Genomic DNA, 20,685 nt, shown 5'->3' with positions numbered 1-20,685 from the left:
GTTAATCATAATCAGTCGTATTAGGGCATTCTTTGCACGTTAAAAGCTATTGCGCAATATATCACACCGCAATGTGTAACTAATAACGCTAAGTGTCTGCGACCGATGGAAAGTTTGTTAACAATAAAGCCCCTAAGCGGGGCTTCAGACGTGTATTTATAGGGGATAACGTAATATCGCGTTGAGGTCGGCACCGGATGGCAGGTCTTCGCTGCGTACAGCCAATACTCTTGCTCCGGTTGCAATCGCTCGTTTGGCAATCTCATCGATAATCCCGTAACTCACTTCATTACCACTGCCGCTGAAGGAGATTAAGCCTTCATCATCAATGGTCCCATTTACGCTGCTGTCGATATTAATCAGCAGTAATTCAATGGCGCCAAAAGTTGCTGCGCGGGCCGTATCGGATAGATCCTGCGTCACCCGTCGCTTACCTGAGCGGGCCTCGAATTGTGATTTCAGCACATTTAACTGCGTTTGATAATAGTTCTCTAACAATGGACGAACCTGAGTCACCAGCTCAGATGCTCCCAAATGCTCGGCATTACAGAAAAGTGTTTCGTCGGTAAGATTCGGTAACGAGTTGGTTGCACGATAAATAGCAGCTAAAGGCTCGGTTGTAACCAAAATAAGCGGGTAGTTATGTCTCGCAAAGATTGGGCGCAAGGCTTGGTCTATTTTTCGGGTGTATTGCGCTAAGCGTATCTTATGGTGAACCGCGCCATGCTGATGGTCGTTTAATGCAGCGTCGCCCATTGCATCACGTTTGCGAGATGGCATATTCGGCACGATAACTTCCACTGGCGGTGCATCGGCAAAAAATTCAATCAGGCGCGTCTGATTCTCTGATAAAGCCAGAACATAGGCTGAGTGAGGGAAGGTGAGTGCTCGCAGTAAAGGTTTAAGGTAGAAACGCTCGCCTATTTCAAGCTGGTTGGGTAGTTTGTTTGCTAAACGGTAAGTTGTAATACTGTCCGGCGTGGCCAGAATGGCTAGACTGTGGGCATGTAGATCCCAAAAATCCTCATCTTCCAACACCGAATAAAGTTCTTCTTCCAACAGAACTAAACGGCGTTTATCCAAACCTTTTTCCGCAACCTGCTGCAATGCTTCTTTAATGAAGTTGCTCAATTGAATTTTGCTTGCTTCTAATTTTTGGTGCAACGGAGAAGTTTCAAGGTAGATGGAAATACAGGCATCAGAGCGGACATCAGATAAACGAGAGAATTCTGCATGGCTTGGAATATCAACGTATAACATAGGCCACCTCGCGAGTTTACAGTTTAGTTGTATGAGGTTATTCAGTTGGAACAGCTATCATATTATCGACTAGAACTATGCCACATAGGCTGTGTCAGCATTTAGTATAGTCGCATAGAGGATCTTATCACCGGTCACATTCACCAATTGGAGGGGCTGAAATTAATATAAAAAAATCCATTGCGCTCTGTGGTAAACTTAAACCCGTTGTTTACCCATTTGTTATTCATGTTGTGTACCTTAATGTTATAACTCATTGATATTTAATGAGGCGTTAAGCTAACGCATTGATTTTGTAGTTAAAACTGACGCCTGTGAAGGCGACATTAGAGGTTGCTCAATGAGCGAGAAGTCAGAAGACCAAAAGTTACCAAATTCAAAGCCGCAGAGCCCTAAATCACAGGGCGATAAAATCGTGGGCGAAAAATTACAGAAAGTCTTGGCCAGAGCCGGTCATGGTTCTCGTCGGGAAATCGAAGCAATTATTCAGCAGGGCCGTGTTAGCGTAGATGGCAAAATTTCTACGTTAGGTGATCGTGTTGAAGTGACTCAAGCCACTAAAATTCGTCTTGATGGCCATCTTCTTTCTATAACTGAGTCTGAAGAAGTCGTGTGCCGTGTTCTGGCCTATTACAAACCAGAAGGCGAACTTTGTACCCGTAATGATCCTGAAGGTCGCCCAACGGTATTTGATCGTTTACCTAAATTGCGTGGTTCGCGTTGGGTTGCGGTAGGCCGCTTGGACGTGAATACCTCAGGTTTATTACTGTTCACCACAGATGGTGAGTTGGCTAATCGCCTGATGCACCCAAGCCGCGAAGTTGAGCGTGAGTACGCAGTACGCGTGTTTGGTCAAATCGATGATGAAAAGATCAAACAGCTCAGTAATGGCGTGCAATTGGAAGATGGTCCAGCGGCATTCCGCACCATCACTTTCCAAGGTGGAGAAGGGATTAACCAGTGGTATAACGTCACCTTGACCGAAGGGCGCAACCGTGAGGTTCGTCGCCTGTGGGAAGCGGTTGGCGTGCAGGTGAGTCGCTTGATTCGTGTACGTTACGGTGATATCAATCTCCCGAAAGGTCTGCCTCGTGGTGGCTGGACTGAATTAGATTTGAAAGCCACTAACTACCTACGTGAGTTAGTAGAACTCGATTCTGAAACGGTGAGTAAGTTGTCCGTTGAGAAAGATCGTCGCCGAGTTAAAGCGAATCAAATTCGTCGGGCGGTTAAACGCCATACTGAAGTTGCGGGCCGCCAAGTTGCTGGTCGTCAAGCTTCAGCGCGTAAAGGTTCGACTCGTCAAAATGTCGGTAGTGCTGTACCAGTAACAAATACCGGTCGTCGCGGATCGAATAAGCGCGGGTAAAGAGTACGTGTAGGAAAGTGATATTATGGGGAAGGGATAAGTGATCCCCATTTAATCAGATCAAAAAAAATGCCGCAGAGTTATCACTGCGGCATTTTTTTTGCAGATGACTTTGTCAAATTACCAATCAATACCTTGCTGAGCTTTAACACCGGCATCAAAAGCATGTTTCACCGGTCGCAATTCACTGACAGTATCGGCCATTTCCAGTAAATCACGATGGCATCCACGACCGGTAATAATGACTGTTTGATGAGCTGGGCGCTGTTTAAGGGCATTAACGACTTCATCGAGTGCTAAATAGTCGTAAGCAACCATATAAGTCAGCTCATCAAGTACAACCAAATCCAGGGTTGGATCAGCCAACATACGTAACGCGTGCTGCCACACACCCTGACAAGCTTCGGTATCGGTTTCTCTGTTCTGAGTATTCCAAGTAAAGCCAGTTGCCATTACTTGAAATTCAACACCATGTTGTTGCAGTAAATTTTTCTCGCCATTGGGCCATTCCCCTTTAATGAATTGAATGACGCCGGCTTTTAAGCCATGACCCACTGCTCGGGTGACAGTACCAAACGCCGCAGTGGTTTTGCCTTTGCCGTTACCGGTAAAAACGATCATGATGCCGCGAATTTCCTGTGCGGCGGCAACCCGTGATTCAACCTTTTCTTTTATTTTTTGTTGGCGTTGTTGATGGCGTTCTTCGGACATTGAATATTCCTTTTATTACTCAGCAGGGCCGGGTTTACGACCTGGTTGTGCATCAAAGCTGATACCCGTCTTTCTTCGGCTATCATCGCCCATGAGGTAAAGATATAACGGCATAATATCGGCCGGTGTTTTTAATTTAGATTTGTCTTCATCAGGGAATGCACTTGCACGCATTGGGGTTCTTGTCCCCCCAGGGTTAATGCAGTTCACTCGCAGATTAGTCTGTTTATATTCTTCTGCAAGAACTTGCATCATGCCCTCTGTTGCAAATTTGGAAACTGAATAGGCTCCCCATCCCGCACGACCTTGGCGGCCTACGCTAGAACTGGTGAATACCAGTGAGGCACTAGGGGCTTTCAGCAGCACAGGGAGTAGTGCTTGCGTAAGCATAAATGTCGCATTGACATTCACTTGCATGACATCTTGCCACGTGGCGATATCCTGCTCAGACATGGGCGCGATATCACCCAGTAAACCTGCGTTATGCAACACCCCATCCAGATGGGTAATTTGGTCGCCTAGTTTATCCGCTAATTCCTGACAATCGTGTTGAGTGGCCTTTAACAGATCGAGCGTTATCACTACCGCAGGTAAGCCACTCTCCGTAGCAATCTGTTGTTGAACGGCGATCAGTTTGCTCTCGGTACGGCCAACTAAAATTAAACGTGCACCAAAACGCGCATAAGTCAGCGCGGCTTCACGACCAATACCATCACCTGCACCCGTGACTAAAATATAATGATTATTGAGCAGGTCATGTTTAGGTTGATAATGCATAATTATTCCTCTTGATGGCGGTGGGCATTTTGCCCAAGCGTGCCGCGATATCACTTATATTCTTATATTTAAGCGAAACCAATGCAATTCTTCATTTGCGCAAGACGCCGAGGCGTGGGTTCGCTAGAATGCCAATATCTCTCTAATAGCAAATGAATAAGGCGGTATTTGTGGAGTTGATTTCTCTGTACGGACTGTTTCTGGCGAAAGTGGTGACCATCGTGATTGCGATAGGTGCCATCGTGTTATTGATTGTCAGCCAAGGAATGAGGAAACAAGGGCAACGGGGAGAACTGAGTCTGGTTGATCTGGGTGAGCAATATAAGGAAATGCAGCGAGAAATGCGGCTGGGTCGCATGAGCCATGGGGAACAAAAAGCCTGGAGTAAAGCGTTTAAAAAACAGCAAAAAGCCGATCAGAAACTGAAAACACAACGTGCCAAAGCAGGTGCGGTCGCAGCCGTAAAACCCTGTTTATATGTTATTGATTTTAAAGGTAGCATTGATGCACACGAAGTCACTTCATTGCGTGAAGAAATTTCAGCAGTATTGGCCGTCGCTACAGCTCAAGACGAAGTGCTGCTCAGACTGGAAAGTCCCGGCGGTGTGGTTCACGGCTATGGCTTAGCTGCTTCGCAACTCGAACGTTTGCGTCACAAAGGTATCCGCTTGACGGTAGCGGTCGATAAAGTTGCCGCGAGTGGGGGTTATATGATGGCCTGTGTGGCTGATCGTATCATCAGCGCACCCTTTGCTATTATCGGTTCCATCGGTGTTGTGGCGCAAATTCCCAACTTCCACCGTTTGCTGAAAAAGAACGATATCGATGTAGAACTGCATACCGCGGGTGAGTTTAAGCGCACTCTGACATTGTTTGGTGAGAACACCGAACAAGGGCGTGAGAAATTCCGCGAAGATTTGAATGAAACGCACCTGTTATTTAAGCAGTTCGTTCAGCAGCAGCGACCATCGTTGGATATTGATGCTGTCGCCACCGGTGAACATTGGTTTGGTACGCAAGCGAAAGAGAAAGGGTTGGTCGATGCCATTGGGACCAGCGATGATTTACTGATTGCTGAAATGGATAATCACGAAGTTATTGGTGTACGTTATTCACGCCGCAAACGCCTAATGGATCGCTTTACCGGGAGCGCGGCTGAAAGTGCTGACCGCCTATTATTGCGCTGGTGGCAGCGTGGCGAGAAACCCCTGTTATAAACGTTAATCCTATTTCTCACTCAGAATAACAGGGGTTTTGTCCCCTGTTATTTTTTGCGCTATTGGACGGTATTTCAAGTTCAACAGAACGCTAATCAATTAAATGATATTTAGCTGACAAAACGTGAGCTAAGTGCTTAAACATATTAAATACAGCCGTTGTTTTTGCCGTTGGCAACCCGTCAGCATCAAGGAAAAACTCTCCGCGGAAGACTAATACAGGCCCTTTTTGCTCAACTTCCGTCGCCTGCATACCCTGGATATAATCTTCATGTTGACGAATAATCTCATTGGCTTCTGCCAATAATTGATTTCGTGTAATGGGTGTGGTGTTACCGAGCATTATTTCCCCTCATTATCAGGCAATTTATCTCAGCATTGTACTGCGGGTTAGCATTTGTTCGCAAACCGGCTAAGGTTTACTCGAGCCGTTGATGGTTTTATCACCGTGATTGGATAAATACAGATTACAGGCTAATTTGGTTGCGTAGCGCTTTTTATCAGGTAAAGTGTGGGATTTTATACTATTAGGTGGAAGGTTTTGTTCGCACCAAGAGTCAGAATTAACGGATATCTCTCTAGGTGCAGGCGAAAATTTTTGAGCGGTAGCCCGCTAAGACTCGGAGCGATATTTTATCGTCCGATCAAAAAAACAGGTTGATCTCCTGAGAAAGTACCGCAATATAAAAAAGAGATACAGAATGCCGCGGTACGGCAAGATAAAAACCTTCTTTTAGAAGAAATAATTTAGGTAAAGGTAATTATGGGTAAAGCTCTTGTAATAGTTGAGTCCCCGGCAAAAGCCAAAACTATTAATAAATACTTAGGGAATAACTACGTGGTTAAGTCCAGTGTCGGTCACATTCGTGATTTGCCGACCAGTGGCTCAGCCAGTAAGAAGAGCGCGAACTCAACTGAAGATAAAGCCAAGAAAGCAGCGGATAAACCCAAAACCAAAGTAAAGAAAGACGAAAAGGTTGCCTTGGTCAATCGTATGGGGGTGGATCCTTATCATGGCTGGAAAGCGCAGTATGAAATTTTGCCCGGTAAAGAAAAAGTGGTTGCCGAGCTGAAAGCATTAGCTGAAAACGCTGACCATATCTACCTCGCAACCGACCTTGACCGCGAAGGAGAGGCGATTGCCTGGCATTTGCGGGAAGTAATTGGTGGTGACGATAAGCGTTTTAGTCGTGTGGTATTTAACGAAATTACCAAAAACGCCATTCAGCAAGCGTTTAATCAACCCGGTGAACTGAATATCGATCGGGTCAATGCCCAGCAAGCTCGCCGTTTTATGGATCGGGTTGTGGGGTATATGGTTTCGCCGTTGCTTTGGAAAAAGATAGCTCGTGGCTTATCTGCTGGCCGCGTTCAGTCTGTTGCGGTGCGTTTGGTGGTGGAGCGCGAACGTGACATCAAAGCATTCGTTCCTGAAGAGTACTGGGAACTGCATGCTGATTTGCTCGCGAAAGGTGAAGTTCCGATCCAGATGGAAGTCACCCATGCGCACAATAAGCCGTTTAAACCGGTTAATCGTGAACAAACGCATGCGGCACTGAATTTACTGGAGAAGGCCAGCTACAAAGTACTGGATCGTGAAGATAAACCGACCAGTAGCAAACCCGGCGCGCCTTTTATCACGTCCACCTTGCAGCAGGCAGCCAGTACTCGTCTGAGCTTTGGGGTGAAGAAAACGATGATGATGGCGCAACGCTTGTATGAAGCGGGCCACATCACCTATATGCGTACTGACTCAACCAATTTGAGCCAAGATGCACTCACCATGGTGCGTGGTTATATCGGTGATAATTTTGGTGATAAATATTTGCCATCTGCACCGAATCAGTACAGCAGCAAAGAAAATTCGCAAGAAGCGCATGAAGCTATTCGTCCATCAGATGTGAATGTACTTGCTGAACAGTTAAAAGATATGGAACCCGACGCACAGAAGCTGTACCAGTTGATCTGGCGCCAGTTCGTCGCTTGTCAGATGACACCGGCTAAGTATGACTCCACCACATTAACTGTGCAGGCAGGGGATTTCCAACTGCGGGCCAAAGGCCGTACTTTACGCTTTGATGGTTGGACCAAAGTGATGCCAGCTTTACGCAAAGGTGATGAAGATAGAACCTTGCCAGTGATTGAGGTTGGTAGTGAGCTTGATTTGCAGAAACTTATTCCAAGCCAACACTTCACTAAGCCACCGGCACGTTACAGCGAAGCTTCTCTGGTAAAAGAGTTAGAAAAACGCGGCATTGGCCGACCATCTACCTACGCGTCAATTATTTCCACTATTCAGGATCGTGGTTATGTTCGGGTAGAAAACCGCCGTTTTTATGCGGAGAAAATGGGTGAAATCGTCACTGATCGGTTGGAAGAAAATTTCCGTGAATTGATGAATTATGATTTTACTGCACGCATGGAAAGTGGCCTGGATCAGGTCGCTAACAATCAGGCTGAATGGAAAGCGGTATTGGATGGCTTTTTCGCGGAATTTAGCGAACAGTTAGAAAAAGCTGAGAAAGATCCTGAAGAGGGCGGCATGCGCCCAAATCAAATGGTCATGACCAGTATCGACTGCCCAACCTGTGGTCGTCAGATGGGGATTCGTACTGCTAGTACTGGGGTATTCCTAGGTTGTTCTGGCTATGCATTGCCACCGAAAGAACGCTGCAAAACCACCATTAATCTGGTGCCGGAAGCAGAGATTCTGAATATTCTGGAAGGTGATGATGCGGAAACTAACGCCTTGCGCGCCCGCCGCCGTTGCCAGAAATGTGGCACAGCGATGGACAGCTACTTAATCGATAACCAACGTAAATTGCATGTCTGTGGTAATAACCCCGCATGTGATGGTTATGAGATCGAGCAGGGTGAATTCCGCATTAAAGGGTACGAAGGTCCTATTGTTGAGTGCGAGAAATGTGGCTCCGAAATGCACCTGAAAATGGGGCGTTTTGGTAAGTACATGGGTTGCACGAACGACGAGTGCAAGAACACTCGTAAAATTTTGCGTAGCGGTGAAGTAGCGCCACCGAAAGAAGACCCTGTTCCACTGCCAGAGTTGCCTTGCGAGAAATCTGATGCCTATTTCGTATTACGAGATGGCGCAGCAGGTGTATTCTTGGCTGCCAATACCTTCCCTAAATCGCGTGAAACTCGTGCGCCGTTGGTTGAAGAGTTGGTCCGCTTTAAGGATAGGTTACCGGAGAAATTGCGCTATCTGGCTGATGCGCCGGTCACGGATAAAGAGGGGAACAAAACCATGGTCCGCTTTAGCCGTAAAACTAAGCAACAGTATGTTTCATCAGAAAAAGAGGGCAAAGCCACAGGATGGTCTGCTTTCTATATTGATGGAAAATGGGTTGAAGCAAAAAAATAATGACCCCGTGAGGACGGTGGTTTTTCAGCAGAGAAATCATTGCAGAAGAAATACACCGCGACACAATTAAAAACCAGCCTTTATGGCTGGTTTTTTTATTGGGCTAATCTTGCCAAGTGCTTTATAGTCTTAGTTAATCCATCGAAGTTATCCGTCTTTGGCTAACGTCTGCATGATCCCAAATACCATTTTTATGCTGATGCTCTTTATGAGTCACAAGGGTCTATACAGCTACGGATGAAGTGATATAGTAATCTAGTTATATAAAATATTTTCTTATCACCTAAGGTTATTATAAGGTCAATACTGACCAACACAGCATTATGCAGTTACGGGTTTTAGTTAATAACTTCTCGGCGTACCGGGTGATACCGATATACCAAACCGTGGGTTTTCCACGGTGTTCAACCTAGGATGGTCTAGCTATGAAATTGCAGCAGCTCCGTTATATTGTTGAGGTGGTCAATCATAACCTTAATGTATCGTCCACCGCTGAAGGGCTGTACACCTCGCAACCGGGGATCAGTAAACAGGTCAGGATGCTAGAGGATGAACTGGGTATTCAAATTTTTGCCCGTAGTGGCAAACATCTCACGCAGGTCACCCCAGCAGGGCTAGAAATCATTCGTATCGCCCGCGAAGTATTATCAAAAGTGGACGCTATTAAAGCTGTTGCTGGAGAACATACCTATCCAGATAAAGGATCACTGTATGTGGCCACAACACATACTCAGGCTCGCTATGCGTTACCGAATGTCATTAAAGGTTTTATTGAACGTTATCCGCGAGTGTCCTTGCACATGCATCAAGGCTCGCCGACACAGATCGCTGAAGCCGTTTCGAAGGGCAGTGCGGATTTTGCCATAGCCACTGAAGCGCTACATTTATACGACGATCTGATTATGTTGCCGTGCTATCACTGGAATCGAGCGGTTGTTGTCAAGCCTGACCACCCGTTAGCAGGTAAAGCTCATGTCAGCATTGAAGAATTAGCGGCTTATCCGATTGTGACCTACACCTTCGGTTTTACAGGGCGTTCAGAGCTGGATACGGCATTTAACCGAGCTGGCCTGACGCCTCGTATTGTTTTTACAGCGACAGATGCAGATGTCATTAAGACCTACGTACGCTTAGGATTAGGCGTTGGGGTGATTGCCAGCATGGCAGTTGACCCGATACAAGACCCAGACTTAGTGACAGTTGATGCTCGGGATATATTTACCTATAGCACCACCAAAATTGGTTTCCGCCGTAGCACATTTTTACGTAGCTATATGTATGACTTTATTCTACGTTTTGCTCCTCATCTTACTCGTGACGTCGTGGATAAAGCGGTGGCACTGCGTTCTAATGAAGATATCGAGGCGATGTTTAAAGATATTAAGCTGCCGACGAAGTAATAACTAAATCAACAGCTTACATCTGCCTCTAAAAATCGTGGTCGCTCACATGTGTAAGTTATGTGTGAGTTATGTGTAACTTTCCGCCGTGAGCTTAGACTCAACAGAGGAGGGGATCAACCCCCTCTGTTTCACATTTCATTAGAACGCAGGTTTATCCACCACATTGGAGAAACAATGGAGCTTTTAGAAGAGTGCAAATTGTGTGGTAAAAGTGCTGTATTGCAGAACTCGCATATAATCCCACGCAGTTACTATAAGCGTCTTAAAAGAGAATCAAACCAATTAGTTGTCATTGTTGATAGTGATGAGATAGAACCTCGACTCAGTAATTCAGACCCAAAAGAAAAACTACTTTGCACCGAATGTGAACAGTTCCTTAGTGTAAAATATGAATCTTATGGGACTAAAATATTTAGAACTTCGAAGAATGTTATTAAGCAGGACGATCGGATTACAATAAATGGCTTCGATTACAAGAGATTTTATCTATATTTCATAAGCATATTATGGAGAGCATCACTAACTAGTAATGATAATTTTAAAAGTATCGCTTTAGGTGGTGAGTTTGAAGATCTTTTAAAGTTTTGCATTATAAATAACAGAATGAAACTTGGACGAGGCAATAGCTTAAGAATTGACCATTTTTTAAGATTATCAGTGGCTAGAGTGGTTGATAGTTCAAATAATATCTCTGACGATATGATTAAGAACGTAATGATGAACTTCAGAATGGATAAAAGTAATATTGAGAAGGTTGCTATATTTTACCTTATGCTTGAGGGTTTTTTAATCGTTTACTATCTTAGTCCAGGGAAAGATATACATGATGTTAGAGCCAGAAGAATACAATATCAAATAGTGAATGGTAGTAGTGCTAATATTATGAAGATTGAGATTGGCGAACTCAAAGTAATAAGAGAAATGTTTAATTTAGCTATTAATAAAAGTAAAAAACACCACCAATAACCCCCTCCCATTTTGGCCTCTTTTAAAAAAAGGGGCTACTCTCCTATCTTTCTTGCCTTAAAAATATCCGTCTCAGTGTCCTACCTTCTAAGCACTTCACCACAGGCGAGAATCATTCGCATTATAATCCTAAAATATCGTTAGCTGTTTAAGCGCATAGGAAGCCCGTACAGAAGGGTTGGTGTATAGCTGTGGGTATGTATGACTAAGGCCCGTAAAGGGGCTAAATGCAAGGGTTATCAAGGCGCTAGCATGGTGTGATTAGATGATGAAGGTAGTGTAAGTATTATCAACTGTCTGTTGGTCTAAACCGATATAGCGCATAGTGATAGCTGGGGTGCTGTGATTTAGCACCTTTGCAATTGTTTCTATGTTTATCCCTGAGTTGTACATTACCCATCCTCTCGTTTTCCTCATGCTGTGAGTGCCTAAAGCAATACCTATAATCTCACCTATCTCTTTGAACTTTCTAGATACGTTCTCCCTACTTATAGGCTTCCCTTTGGCTCTATTAGTAGACACTTCAAATAGGTATACATGAGTAGGGTTGGCAGCTTTGCGACGCTCTACAATGGCTTTAGCCTTGCCGTTTAGCAGGATGTGACGAGGCTTGCTGGTCTTTCCTTCAATGATAGTCAACCTGTCCCCTTGTACGTCTGCATAAGTCAGAGATAGCAGGTCAGATATGCGTAAGGCTACCTGTAGGCCAAAGTTCCAGATATCAGCATAGGTTTGATTGCCATGCTTTAGGAGTAGTTCGCCTACCTGCTCGGCTTGTTCACTTGTCTTGACTGCATCAACGAGGTTCATCTAGCCACTTCCCTTTGTTTACTGGGTTTTCTAAGTCACAGAATGTTTAGTATGAAGTCAGTTTAATCTAAAAGATGGAATAGTCAATGATTACGAGTGTTTTCTATATCACAGAATACCAATGTGTGACTTAGGCATAACATCTAAACACCTCTTTGTTATGTGTTAAACATGAGAATGCATATCAACAACAAACAATAATAAAATTTTCATTTGTAGTTCATTTTTGCATGGTTTTGAGGATGGAAAGAGATATTCGCTTAGTATCTTTTTACCTCCATTTTATTGTGGATTCAGGTAGGGCGGGGCTTCTAAGCTCATATAGATGTATATGCACTGTTGTAATCACTGCCTAACCAGACAAATCATTACACCATCATTACCGGTTATTTAAAGGTTATATAAACCCTATATTAACTGTTGTTTTTGATCAGTATAAACAATCAAATAAGGAAATGTGATAGGTATAAGCGATAGATTTAACCGATCGATTAAGAGAGTTCGATCGCCACAACCAGTTTTCAAAATGACTAATAGTTGTTTACCCTATATGAAAGACGTATTTATTTTCAACTTATTGATTTAGATCATTTTTGTTAGGGGTGATAATGCACTGGATACTGTTAAGTGGTGTAGATGGTGACTTCATGAATGGTATACTCATAGAACGGGGCTTATTGTTGAATCTGTTGATCCTATTATAACAAAGATAATAGGCGTTTCTAACTAAAAATAAAACGACATACTTATAGTAGTTATCGGTGTGTCGTTACTCACTCCTTAAGCATCCCATTCTTACACCGATAAAACGATCTACTATAGACTCTGTAAGAGTCAGGAATAAAAGCCACTACTATAAGAGTAATGGCTGAAAGAGTGATACTCACTCGGTTAGAGTGTTCACAGCCATAATAGATAATGTGTTCCAGTAACGCTGTACCAGCTACACACACCCAATCTAACTGGAAAGTATGTAATAGGCTTTTAGAAGAACGTTTTTAATAAACAGAGAAAGAAAAGAATAATCTTAAGCCTATAAGGGCTGAAAGAACTAAAGAACAAGGTCAACACAGCAAACCATGCAAGATTTTAATAATATATACATTGTGCAAGCTGTTAGCTAACAGCTTGCACAAGTAGATAGAAGAGACACGAGACCAAGAATATTGCATAGTGTAATATCTTTATCATTACATATGTGATGGTTTGGTTATCGAGTGTTACGTATCATTAAAAGAGTAAGGGACATGGGTTTATCGTGTTCATTAATCATTTAATTATACGGTTACAGTTAGTAGGGGGGTCGGTGTGAGCGTAGCGAAAGAAGACCCTATTATATAGTAATGCGTTTTATAACATGAGTCTGAGGTTTAGCATGAGAAGCGATAGCTTAGAGTGATTAACTCAGTAAACGAATGTTAGAAGTAATCGATAGTCAGAGTGTCAGAAAGACAGTCGGGATGTCGATTTATTCTTATCTCTTATAGTAGTGGCTTTTATAAATGACAGACAGGCTACAACCTTATAGATAACCTTACAGACAGTCTTACAGATGGTTTATCTAATATGCAAGGATAGAGGCACGATTCAGAAGGGATTATGCCTTGTAGAAGACGAGTTCTATTAAAACCTAAGCTACCCTATGCCTATCAGCATGAAGGGCTAAAACAAGGGGGAATCAACAAGAGATATATAGAGAAAATAAGCCGTACAAGGTTTTATCTATTAATCAATCAGACTGCTTGTAAAACGATTTTATTTCTGTTATTGTAATATTGGATATACATAACAAAAATAATATTACTTATATATTGACATTATTCCAAATCTGATGTATTATAAATAGTAGGAGTAAGAGAGTTTGTTTCTAAGCTAGAAAGATAGTTAAAATAAATTAATCGTCTGAGGTCACCCAATAGAGGTGGCCTTTTTGCATTGAACAAAAGGAAAAAAAGAATGAAGAAAACTAAACAAACAGTTCGTAATACAGCAGAAGAAACATTAGCGGATATCCTTTCAGGGAAACTCGCATACTCAGCACTTCGAACTTACATTCAGCCTAGATCTGGTCTTAGTGCTTCGCGTAGGAACATGTACTCACAGGCCATCGTACTTTATAAAATGCACGTGTTAGAACAAAAGTTAAAAGAATTGCAAGAAGAGGCTAAACAATAACAATAACTAGGAGGAAGATTGGCAAGAACTAAGGGTAGCGTTATTACTGTCTGCAATAAAGAAACAAAACATTATTTAAATGATTATTGGGATTATGAAGAACTACCTGATTGGGTTGATAGCTGCATATGCGGCGCATTAGGTCAGGCGGGTAAAGATACCAGATTATCACCTTATCGATTCTTTCGTGCCTTACAAGCACTTGAAACACTATCTACTATTACGGTGAAAAGTTACTTTGATAGAAAAAAGGTAATCTTTGATGAAGACGAGAAAGGTTATTGTGATACAACGGTAAAGAACTATACAAATGTGCTCAAGGTTGCATCCAAGGCTATTGCTCATCATAGACTAAATCCAATTAATAATAAATTTCGTGGTAGTCGCGGCTCTATTCTGGAGCAACAAGCTATTACACCACCAGATATTACTATGCAACAGTCAGTAAGTTCTGCCATCAAAGCCTCTGATGATGAAATGCATAAGCTACATATTTTGAGTCTCCACGGTAGCCTGCCAGATGTTTTAAAATTTTACGATGAAGTACATTATAAAAATGAAAGTATAGCAGCGTAGAGTCTAAATCTTATTCTAAATAGGGGGTGTTATTCGTACATGCAATATTGAACGTAAACAGAAGTATAACGATTGTGTAAACAGCCAAATTAAACATCCTAATGATTTGTACTATGCCCTGACAGCAGCAGAGATAGAACACCTCAAGAAGAAAAGAAAGAAACCTCTTAAGGTCACTGAAGATGGTGTGGATTATTTAGATGGCGGTGTTTATCAAAAAGACTATGCAAAAATCCCCCATATGGGCTGGTTGTACTTTAACCGTCGCGACCAGTACGAGTTAAACGAGCATCAGGCTGGTATGTGGGTTCCAGTTCACGAATAGAGGATCATAAAATGAAGAAGAAATTAATTATAGAATTGGAAAGCTACCAGTACCAACTGCTACTAAAAGAGTGCAATGCTCGTGGGTGGAGTATTAGCGGTTATTTGGTGTGGATAGCCCAACAGGAATCAAAGAGAATTGAACAGGAGGTGAATTGAGAATACTAATTTTACTATTTCTGGTGACTTTGACCGTGGCGGCTTTGCCAATAGTAGCACCAGGATTAATTATTTCACAGCTACCAGCCGCAACGATGGTAATAACCGCAGTAGCGTTACTATAAGATTCAGAAGCGATTGTGCCTTGTAGGAATAGAGTTCTCTATAAACCCAAGCTACCCTATGCCTTATGGTGTACTCGATTAAAATACCGTGTTCGCTCCGTCAGAATGCGGTGATATATAAAAGCCAAACAATAATAATAAAAAACAAGGAAACCAAAATTATGTTTTATTTTCTACAGAGAAGAGCCGAAAAGAAGATTATCAAAAAAGTCGGTAAGGCAATTACTGAATTAGAATCTGTCTACCTTGATTTAGATTACTTTACCAGAGATGACATTAATCTAATCGAACTTATGCAGTGGACTGAAGATAAACTAGACGCTATGGCAGCGGTTATTGAACCGAATGAAGATTTTATTATAGAGAACCACCCTGAATTAATTACGAGAGCTAACGTAGTAAGTCGTATCGCTCTCCGATGCGCAGAAGCAGCCATGAAAGAGTTCCAAGATGAGTTAGCAGGAATGGGTAATATCCTTGCGTGAGATTCATTTAAAATAAATAATAAATAGTCAAGGAAAACCACCACAATATATTGTAGTCAATACCGAATTATGGTATAATAGATTATAGAGGGATGATTTGAAACTTATTACCACGAATAATAGCCATAAGAATTCCTCTCCTTAAAATTTAACGAAAGTTCTGTGCCAACTTAATTTTTCGTAATATAATGTTTATCTGTGGGACAATTCCTTTGTGTTTCTGGCACAACTGCTACAGATGCATTTCTTAAGGTCTTTACTTTAGAGACTTTAATAAATGATACGCTCTTCACGTTCATTTCTCTGATAATCTTATTTCTTCATTGTTACTTCCTTGTTGTTTGTTTGCATAAAGATAAGGGTTCTATCACTGGGTGTGGTAGAGCCCATTATTTTAACTTTAAACTGCATTTTTTCGTAGTTCAATTAATTCATATACTTATCTTCTAATAGTAACAATCAAAGTAACAATTTAACTTTAAAATACTTTCAAAAGTCTCTTGCTGTTGATTTTGATTATTTCTTGTTTATTTATTTATTCTCTAAAATTAAAAATATTCGATTCAAGTCAACTCAAGAGGCTTTTCAAAGTGAACAATAATAACATTAAATAATATGAGGTTAGATGAAACCAAAAAAACTACTAAAAGACGTCACCTTTGATTGGGAGGCTGATAAAAAAGCTCCACTGGGGCCACACCTCGCCTATACACTATCTATTCAAGGTGGTGCAGCATCCGGTTATAACAAAGCGTTAGTTTTTAAAGCTCGAGGAACTAATATTACAGAGGAATTACTTAAAGCTCTAGAAATTGCAGGTATTACCCTTGAAGAAGTAGATATCAAAGAAGAAGAAAATAATAACGATATTCTAAAATCTTTCGAAGACTCTTTATCTAATAAATACAAACAATAATAACAACAAAAGGAAATAATAATATGTCACTACAACAATACGGTAAAACTGGCACATCGCCACTGGGCCAGAATGATATAATCGCATATGCGGCTGATCACATTTTCTGTCAAAAGCTTGTAACTATTACGCTCCCAGCTATTACCTATGCAGGTTCAGTTATTGATACCACATCAGGTGCATTAGCAACCTCATCAAGTACAAAGGTCTACGTAGTCTTGGAGGATTACCCAGCAGGTGCATCACAAACAATCCGTGTAGCAAATCCTTTTGGAGTAGTGTTGCGCGAGGCAGTCTTGCAGGCAGCGGATACCGCAGGTCTAACTAAATCAAGAACACTATTGATTGCTGACGGTTTCCGTCTTCAGTAACAGACTAAAAAGATAACAATAATAATCTAATTTTAATTCTAAACAATAAAATAATAAAAACACTTGCATGAGTAAGTGAAAATAAAATAATAATAAGGAAGATATATAATATGGCTTTTAATCGTGCCCCAAGTAATCCAAGTGACCAAATCGTTTCCCTTGGTGAATTGTATAAAAAAATTAAAGTCCCAAACCGACTATTTAACGCATTGAATTTATTTAGTGTAGAAACCCACGATACATTAAACGTTAGCCTCGATCGCTTATTAGACCGTGCAGAACAGGTGTTTAATGAGAACGTTCCATATGGCCCAGATTTCAACACGATTCTCCGTCCCCAGTTCTCTAACTATTTATATCAGCTCCCGTATTTCAGCAGCGTTGATGAACTTACGAGCCGTGACCTAGAACGCTTCCGTCGTGCTGGCTCTGATAATGATCAATCATTACAGCAAGCTAAATTAGAATTGGTAGAAAAACAAGCTATTCAATTTTATAATACTAAAGATAAGATTCTGGCGGGTTCAGTATTACGTGGGGTTTCTAAATCTCAATATGCTGGGCAAGGTGATTTGAACTATTTCGACGAATTTTCAGGAACCACTCAAACTAATATTGAATTTGATTTTGCTGTAGGTAAATCTGTCCCTCAACAATTAGACAGTTTGATTCAACAATCCCAGATTGAATGCCAAGGTAAGAATGGTGATGTTGAGCAACGCTTTATTATTTGTTCAGGTGAATTAGCTAACCAATTGCGCTATCATCCAAGCGTTGCCGAGACAATGATTTATAATTTATCGAGTCTGTCAGCTGATAACTTTTTATCACAATATACTGAATTGCTTCCTGCATACCAGATGTGGGTTTACAAGGGAATTGTGTTTATTGACGTGACGGGACAAAACGCCCAATATAGCATCCCTGATAATGGCGGTTATATGGTTACGAAATTCAACAAGAATAGTCGTGTCCACGTTCACCATGCTGGGCCTGCGGTTAAATCAGCCTTTATGGTAGGTGAGCAAGGCTCGTTCTTGCAGTATATGCTTCCTGTAAATGAATGGGGCTTCCCAACTGTTGTGAGTGAATTCAGCATGCTGGCTGTGAATAACTTACCGCAATCTACGTTCAGTCTGTCTATCAAAGCTTAAGTTAGGTGTGAGGGTATTTATTAATATAATGCTTACCCTCTTTACATGCCTACTTATTCTATTTTTGAACGGGGTTTATATTAGCCCCGTTCTTATTTATCTATCATTTATATTATATAGAGGTATTGTATTATGGTTATTTGCCTAGAAGAGGGTAGCTCACACCGTGTAATTCGACGTATATCTGGCAATGATGTATTGAATGTCTTGAACATTAGACAACTTGCAAAGCTATTCAATATTTCGGAATCAACGGTACATTGGCGGATGAAACAACAGAATATGTCACTCGAGGATGCGCTGACATTACCACTTCAATCTAAAAAATAAGCTCAGCCTAAATAGCTGGGCTATTTTTTTTATCTAAATAGAGCGAACGGAAATAATAACAACAAGAGGAAGATAAATAATGAATATAACAGCAGCCAAGTTAACAAACATTGTTAAGTATCAAACAGATACCCAAAGCCTAAAGAAAATCAAAGACGACATGAAAAAGCTGAAGAAAGAAGCAGCTGGAATTCTAGATAATAGCATTACTCCCAAGTCGGCAGCTAATAGTGTCAAGATAGCGAAACAGTCAGCACAGGCTCAAGTAAGCGCGATGAAGAAGGTATATGGCAGTGCAGGTGCAAAGGGTGGCCTAACAGGTATGCTAGGAAAACCCCATAAAGACTGGCTACAGACAAGCTTATTGCAGTCAAAGCAGATGGAACAGACAGGGAAAGCTCAACAAGCCCAAACTAAAGCAACTAAAGAGGCTGCACAGGCTGAGAAGCGCCGTTTACAGTTAAAGAAACAATCAGAATTAGCACTGAAACGGGAAATTAACGGGACAATGAAACTCCGTGATACAACGTTTACTATCAGTAGAATGGAGAATCTGGGGGTCGGGCAACGTTATAAAGCAATCCAGCAAGCAAAGCTCCTGAGCCAAGAGTACAAAAAAGGTAACTTAGACCTCAGTGAGATGAATCAACAAATGCGTTTCTTAGTGGCAAATACCCGTAGAGCTGAGGCACAGGCTCGTAGACTTAAACGAGAGACAGCCAAAACAAGAGCAGCAGAAGGCCGGAACGGTGGTGGTGCTTTGTTAGGTGTGGGTTTGGGGGGAATGATGGCAGCTGGTGCTGTAGGCGGGGCTTACGCCGCGTATAGCAGTGCCAGTTCATCTGTAGACCGTGCTAAAAGTATCAATAAGTTAACTAAAGCTGGTGCTGATAGTTACGAAGCACAGGCGCTTCAAAAATTGGTACGGACCAAAGGGATTGATGCAAATTTAGATAATGTTTTCCAAGACTTACAAGAAAAGATTGGTGAACTTACCAGCCAAGGAACTTTTGACAAGAAGACCGGCAAGCTGAAAGGTGGTGGTGAGCTGACCGATGTTTATAACGATTTGTTTAAGCCGTTGGGCTATTCCATCAAAGATATCGGTAAAATGACCTCTGGTGAGTTCGTTGTAAATATGGTGGCCAATGGTAAGCAGCTTAAAAAGAGTGCATCCGAGATGCGTTATTATACCGAGACCGTGAATGACCTATCGAGAGTAAGTGGGCTCTTTGCTGACAATGGCAAGCAAGTAATTGATACCCTTCAAGATATGAAGAAAAAAGGTCAGCTGTTGACTGATGAACAGTTAGCGAGTCTTACCCGTTTGAGAGAGTGGGGAATAGCTGTTAAAGATGCATCACAAACATTAAGCGATAAGTTCTCAATCAGTCTTAGTAACGCGATGGGTGGAACGGATGGCCTAGCCGAAGCTATGCGTCAGTTAACACCTCTTGTCGAGGGATTGGGCAAAATCATTGCAAATATAATCAAGCTTACTGGATTCTCTGTTAACCAACTAGCCGAACCAAAGACAAAAGCACAATTATTTGAAAGTGTTAAAGAACCTCAAAGGAGATTGAATTCCAACTCTAGTTTAATCATGGGGTTGAGTGCTTGGGAGCTATTGAAGAATCAGTTTAAAGATAGCAAATCAGCGATGGTGCCTACACCGCAAGCAATGTTATCTCCTACACCGTACCAAGGCGGTAGTCAGTACCAAGCACCAGTAAATCATATAACTGTGAAACCTGCGGATGTGAAATTGAACATAGATTCGGGAAAGCTCGAAGGTGTATTTAATTTAATAAGTGAAAATAATATCAATAGTTACAACGACAACATCTTAAATGATATTAATAGTTCATATCTAAACCGCTAGGATTTCATGACAACAGCCCAATTGCGAGGCTGTTGTCATTACTCACTAACGACTTTTGTTTGCTTGAGAGAGCACTGATCCAGCAAGCGTCTTAGTCTGTTCGCTGTATTTAGGACTTGTCAGAACTTTTGATGCTACTTCCTCCATATGAGCACCTGTTTGGTTGCTGGTGCCTGCTTGGGATAGTGCCGAACCAGCAAGCTGCTTTTGAATCACGGAAGCATTAGGATTTTTCAATATTTGTGCCGCCTGCGATGCTATTTGTGACGAGGTTTTCTTTGTGTTGGTCATAT

Annotated in this window: 20 protein-coding genes; 14 read left to right on the top strand and 6 right to left on the bottom strand. The window is 41.9% G+C overall.

The window, feature by feature from the left end:
• Positions 1 to 156: 156 nt before the first annotated feature.
• Positions 157 to 1,260, bottom strand: a complete 1,104-nt coding sequence (locus tag BN68_RS05175) for a baeRF11 domain-containing protein (protein WP_019210099.1) — start codon at positions 1,258 to 1,260, stop codon at positions 157 to 159.
• Positions 1,261 to 1,600: 340 nt separating this feature from the next.
• Between BN68_RS05175 and rluB the strand changes: the two genes are divergently transcribed.
• The gene (gene rluB, locus BN68_RS05170) at positions 1,601 to 2,629 is read left to right on the top strand and encodes a 23S rRNA pseudouridine(2605) synthase RluB (protein WP_019210098.1); all 1,029 of its coding nucleotides are present in this window, start codon (positions 1,601 to 1,603) and stop codon (positions 2,627 to 2,629) included.
• Between the two features lie 120 nt (positions 2,630 to 2,749).
• On the opposite strand, the gene cobO is transcribed toward rluB, so the two are convergent.
• Complete coding sequence (gene cobO, locus BN68_RS05165) at positions 2,750 to 3,340, bottom strand: cob(I)yrinic acid a,c-diamide adenosyltransferase (RefSeq protein WP_019210097.1); 591 nt, start codon at positions 3,338 to 3,340, stop codon at positions 2,750 to 2,752.
• A gap of 15 nt (positions 3,341 to 3,355) precedes the next feature.
• A complete protein-coding gene (locus BN68_RS05160; RefSeq protein WP_019210096.1) occupies positions 3,356 to 4,117 on the bottom strand; it encodes a YciK family oxidoreductase in 762 nt (253 codons plus the stop codon).
• A 170-nt stretch (positions 4,118 to 4,287) separates the two neighbouring features.
• Here BN68_RS05160 and sohB point away from each other — a divergent pair, with 170 nt between their 5' ends.
• Complete coding sequence (sohB, locus tag BN68_RS05155; protein WP_019210095.1) at positions 4,288 to 5,334, top strand: protease SohB; 1,047 nt, start codon at positions 4,288 to 4,290, stop codon at positions 5,332 to 5,334.
• Between the two features lie 91 nt (positions 5,335 to 5,425).
• On the opposite strand, the gene BN68_RS05150 is transcribed toward sohB, so the two are convergent.
• Positions 5,426 to 5,677: a YciN family protein gene (locus tag BN68_RS05150; RefSeq protein ID WP_019210094.1), complete on the bottom strand. Its 252-nt coding sequence runs from the start codon at positions 5,675 to 5,677 to the stop codon at positions 5,426 to 5,428.
• 420 nt (positions 5,678 to 6,097) lie between these two features.
• On the opposite strand from BN68_RS05150, the gene topA reads away from it, so the two are divergent.
• From topA to BN68_RS05135, 3 genes are all read left to right on the top strand, one after another.
• A complete protein-coding gene (topA, locus tag BN68_RS05145; RefSeq protein WP_019210093.1) occupies positions 6,098 to 8,716 on the top strand; it encodes a type I DNA topoisomerase in 2,619 nt (872 codons plus the stop codon).
• 425 nt (positions 8,717 to 9,141) lie between these two features.
• Positions 9,142 to 10,116, top strand: a complete 975-nt coding sequence (gene cysB, locus BN68_RS05140) for an HTH-type transcriptional regulator CysB (RefSeq protein WP_005165856.1) — start codon at positions 9,142 to 9,144, stop codon at positions 10,114 to 10,116.
• A 177-nt stretch (positions 10,117 to 10,293) separates the two neighbouring features.
• Positions 10,294 to 11,085, top strand: a complete 792-nt coding sequence (locus BN68_RS05135) for a hypothetical protein (protein ID WP_019210092.1) — start codon at positions 10,294 to 10,296, stop codon at positions 11,083 to 11,085.
• Positions 11,086 to 11,346: 261 nt separating this feature from the next.
• Here the strand turns inward: BN68_RS05135 and BN68_RS05130 are convergent, their stop codons facing one another.
• Positions 11,347 to 11,895, bottom strand: a complete 549-nt coding sequence (locus tag BN68_RS05130) for a tyrosine-type recombinase/integrase (RefSeq protein ID WP_019210091.1) — start codon at positions 11,893 to 11,895, stop codon at positions 11,347 to 11,349.
• A gap of 1,956 nt (positions 11,896 to 13,851) precedes the next feature.
• Here BN68_RS05130 and BN68_RS05125 point away from each other — a divergent pair.
• From BN68_RS05125 to BN68_RS24100, 9 genes are all read left to right on the top strand, one after another.
• Positions 13,852 to 14,070, top strand: a complete 219-nt coding sequence (locus tag BN68_RS05125) for a hypothetical protein (RefSeq protein WP_019210090.1) — start codon at positions 13,852 to 13,854, stop codon at positions 14,068 to 14,070.
• Positions 14,071 to 14,088: 18 nt separating this feature from the next.
• A complete protein-coding gene (locus tag BN68_RS05120) occupies positions 14,089 to 14,646 on the top strand; it encodes a hypothetical protein (RefSeq protein WP_019210089.1) in 558 nt (185 codons plus the stop codon).
• Positions 14,647 to 14,752: 106 nt separating this feature from the next.
• A complete protein-coding gene (locus tag BN68_RS05115; RefSeq protein WP_019210088.1) occupies positions 14,753 to 14,971 on the top strand; it encodes a hypothetical protein in 219 nt (72 codons plus the stop codon).
• An 11-nt stretch (positions 14,972 to 14,982) separates the two neighbouring features.
• Entirely contained in the window at positions 14,983 to 15,129 is a 147-nt protein-coding gene (locus BN68_RS24260) for a hypothetical protein (RefSeq protein ID WP_019210087.1), read from the top strand.
• 286 nt (positions 15,130 to 15,415) lie between these two features.
• Complete coding sequence (locus tag BN68_RS05110; RefSeq protein WP_019210086.1) at positions 15,416 to 15,739, top strand: hypothetical protein; 324 nt, start codon at positions 15,416 to 15,418, stop codon at positions 15,737 to 15,739.
• Between the two features lie 625 nt (positions 15,740 to 16,364).
• Positions 16,365 to 16,655, top strand: a complete 291-nt coding sequence (locus BN68_RS05105; protein ID WP_019210085.1) for a hypothetical protein — start codon at positions 16,365 to 16,367, stop codon at positions 16,653 to 16,655.
• Positions 16,656 to 16,678: 23 nt separating this feature from the next.
• Positions 16,679 to 17,026, top strand: coding sequence for a hypothetical protein (locus tag BN68_RS05100; RefSeq protein ID WP_019210084.1), 348 nt, complete (start codon positions 16,679 to 16,681; stop codon positions 17,024 to 17,026).
• A gap of 110 nt (positions 17,027 to 17,136) precedes the next feature.
• Positions 17,137 to 18,180, top strand: a complete 1,044-nt coding sequence (locus BN68_RS05095; protein ID WP_019210083.1) for a major capsid protein — start codon at positions 17,137 to 17,139, stop codon at positions 18,178 to 18,180.
• A 409-nt stretch (positions 18,181 to 18,589) separates the two neighbouring features.
• The gene (locus BN68_RS24100; RefSeq protein ID WP_019210082.1) at positions 18,590 to 20,392 is read left to right on the top strand and encodes a hypothetical protein; all 1,803 of its coding nucleotides are present in this window, start codon (positions 18,590 to 18,592) and stop codon (positions 20,390 to 20,392) included.
• Positions 20,393 to 20,437: 45 nt separating this feature from the next.
• Here the strand turns inward: BN68_RS24100 and BN68_RS05085 are convergent, their stop codons facing one another.
• Positions 20,438 to 20,683 (bottom strand): hypothetical protein, encoded by a 246-nt coding sequence (locus BN68_RS05085; RefSeq protein ID WP_019210081.1) that lies wholly within the window; start codon positions 20,681 to 20,683, stop codon positions 20,438 to 20,440.
• Between the last annotated feature and the right edge of the window lie 2 nt (positions 20,684 to 20,685).

The sequence above is a fragment of the Yersinia massiliensis CCUG 53443 genome, assembly GCF_000312485.1.
In the GTDB taxonomy this organism is placed as follows: Bacteria; Pseudomonadota; Gammaproteobacteria; order Enterobacterales; family Enterobacteriaceae; genus Yersinia; species Yersinia massiliensis.
The sequence above is the reverse complement of the archived record's forward strand: the minus strand, read 5'-3'. Positions and strand labels throughout refer to the sequence as shown.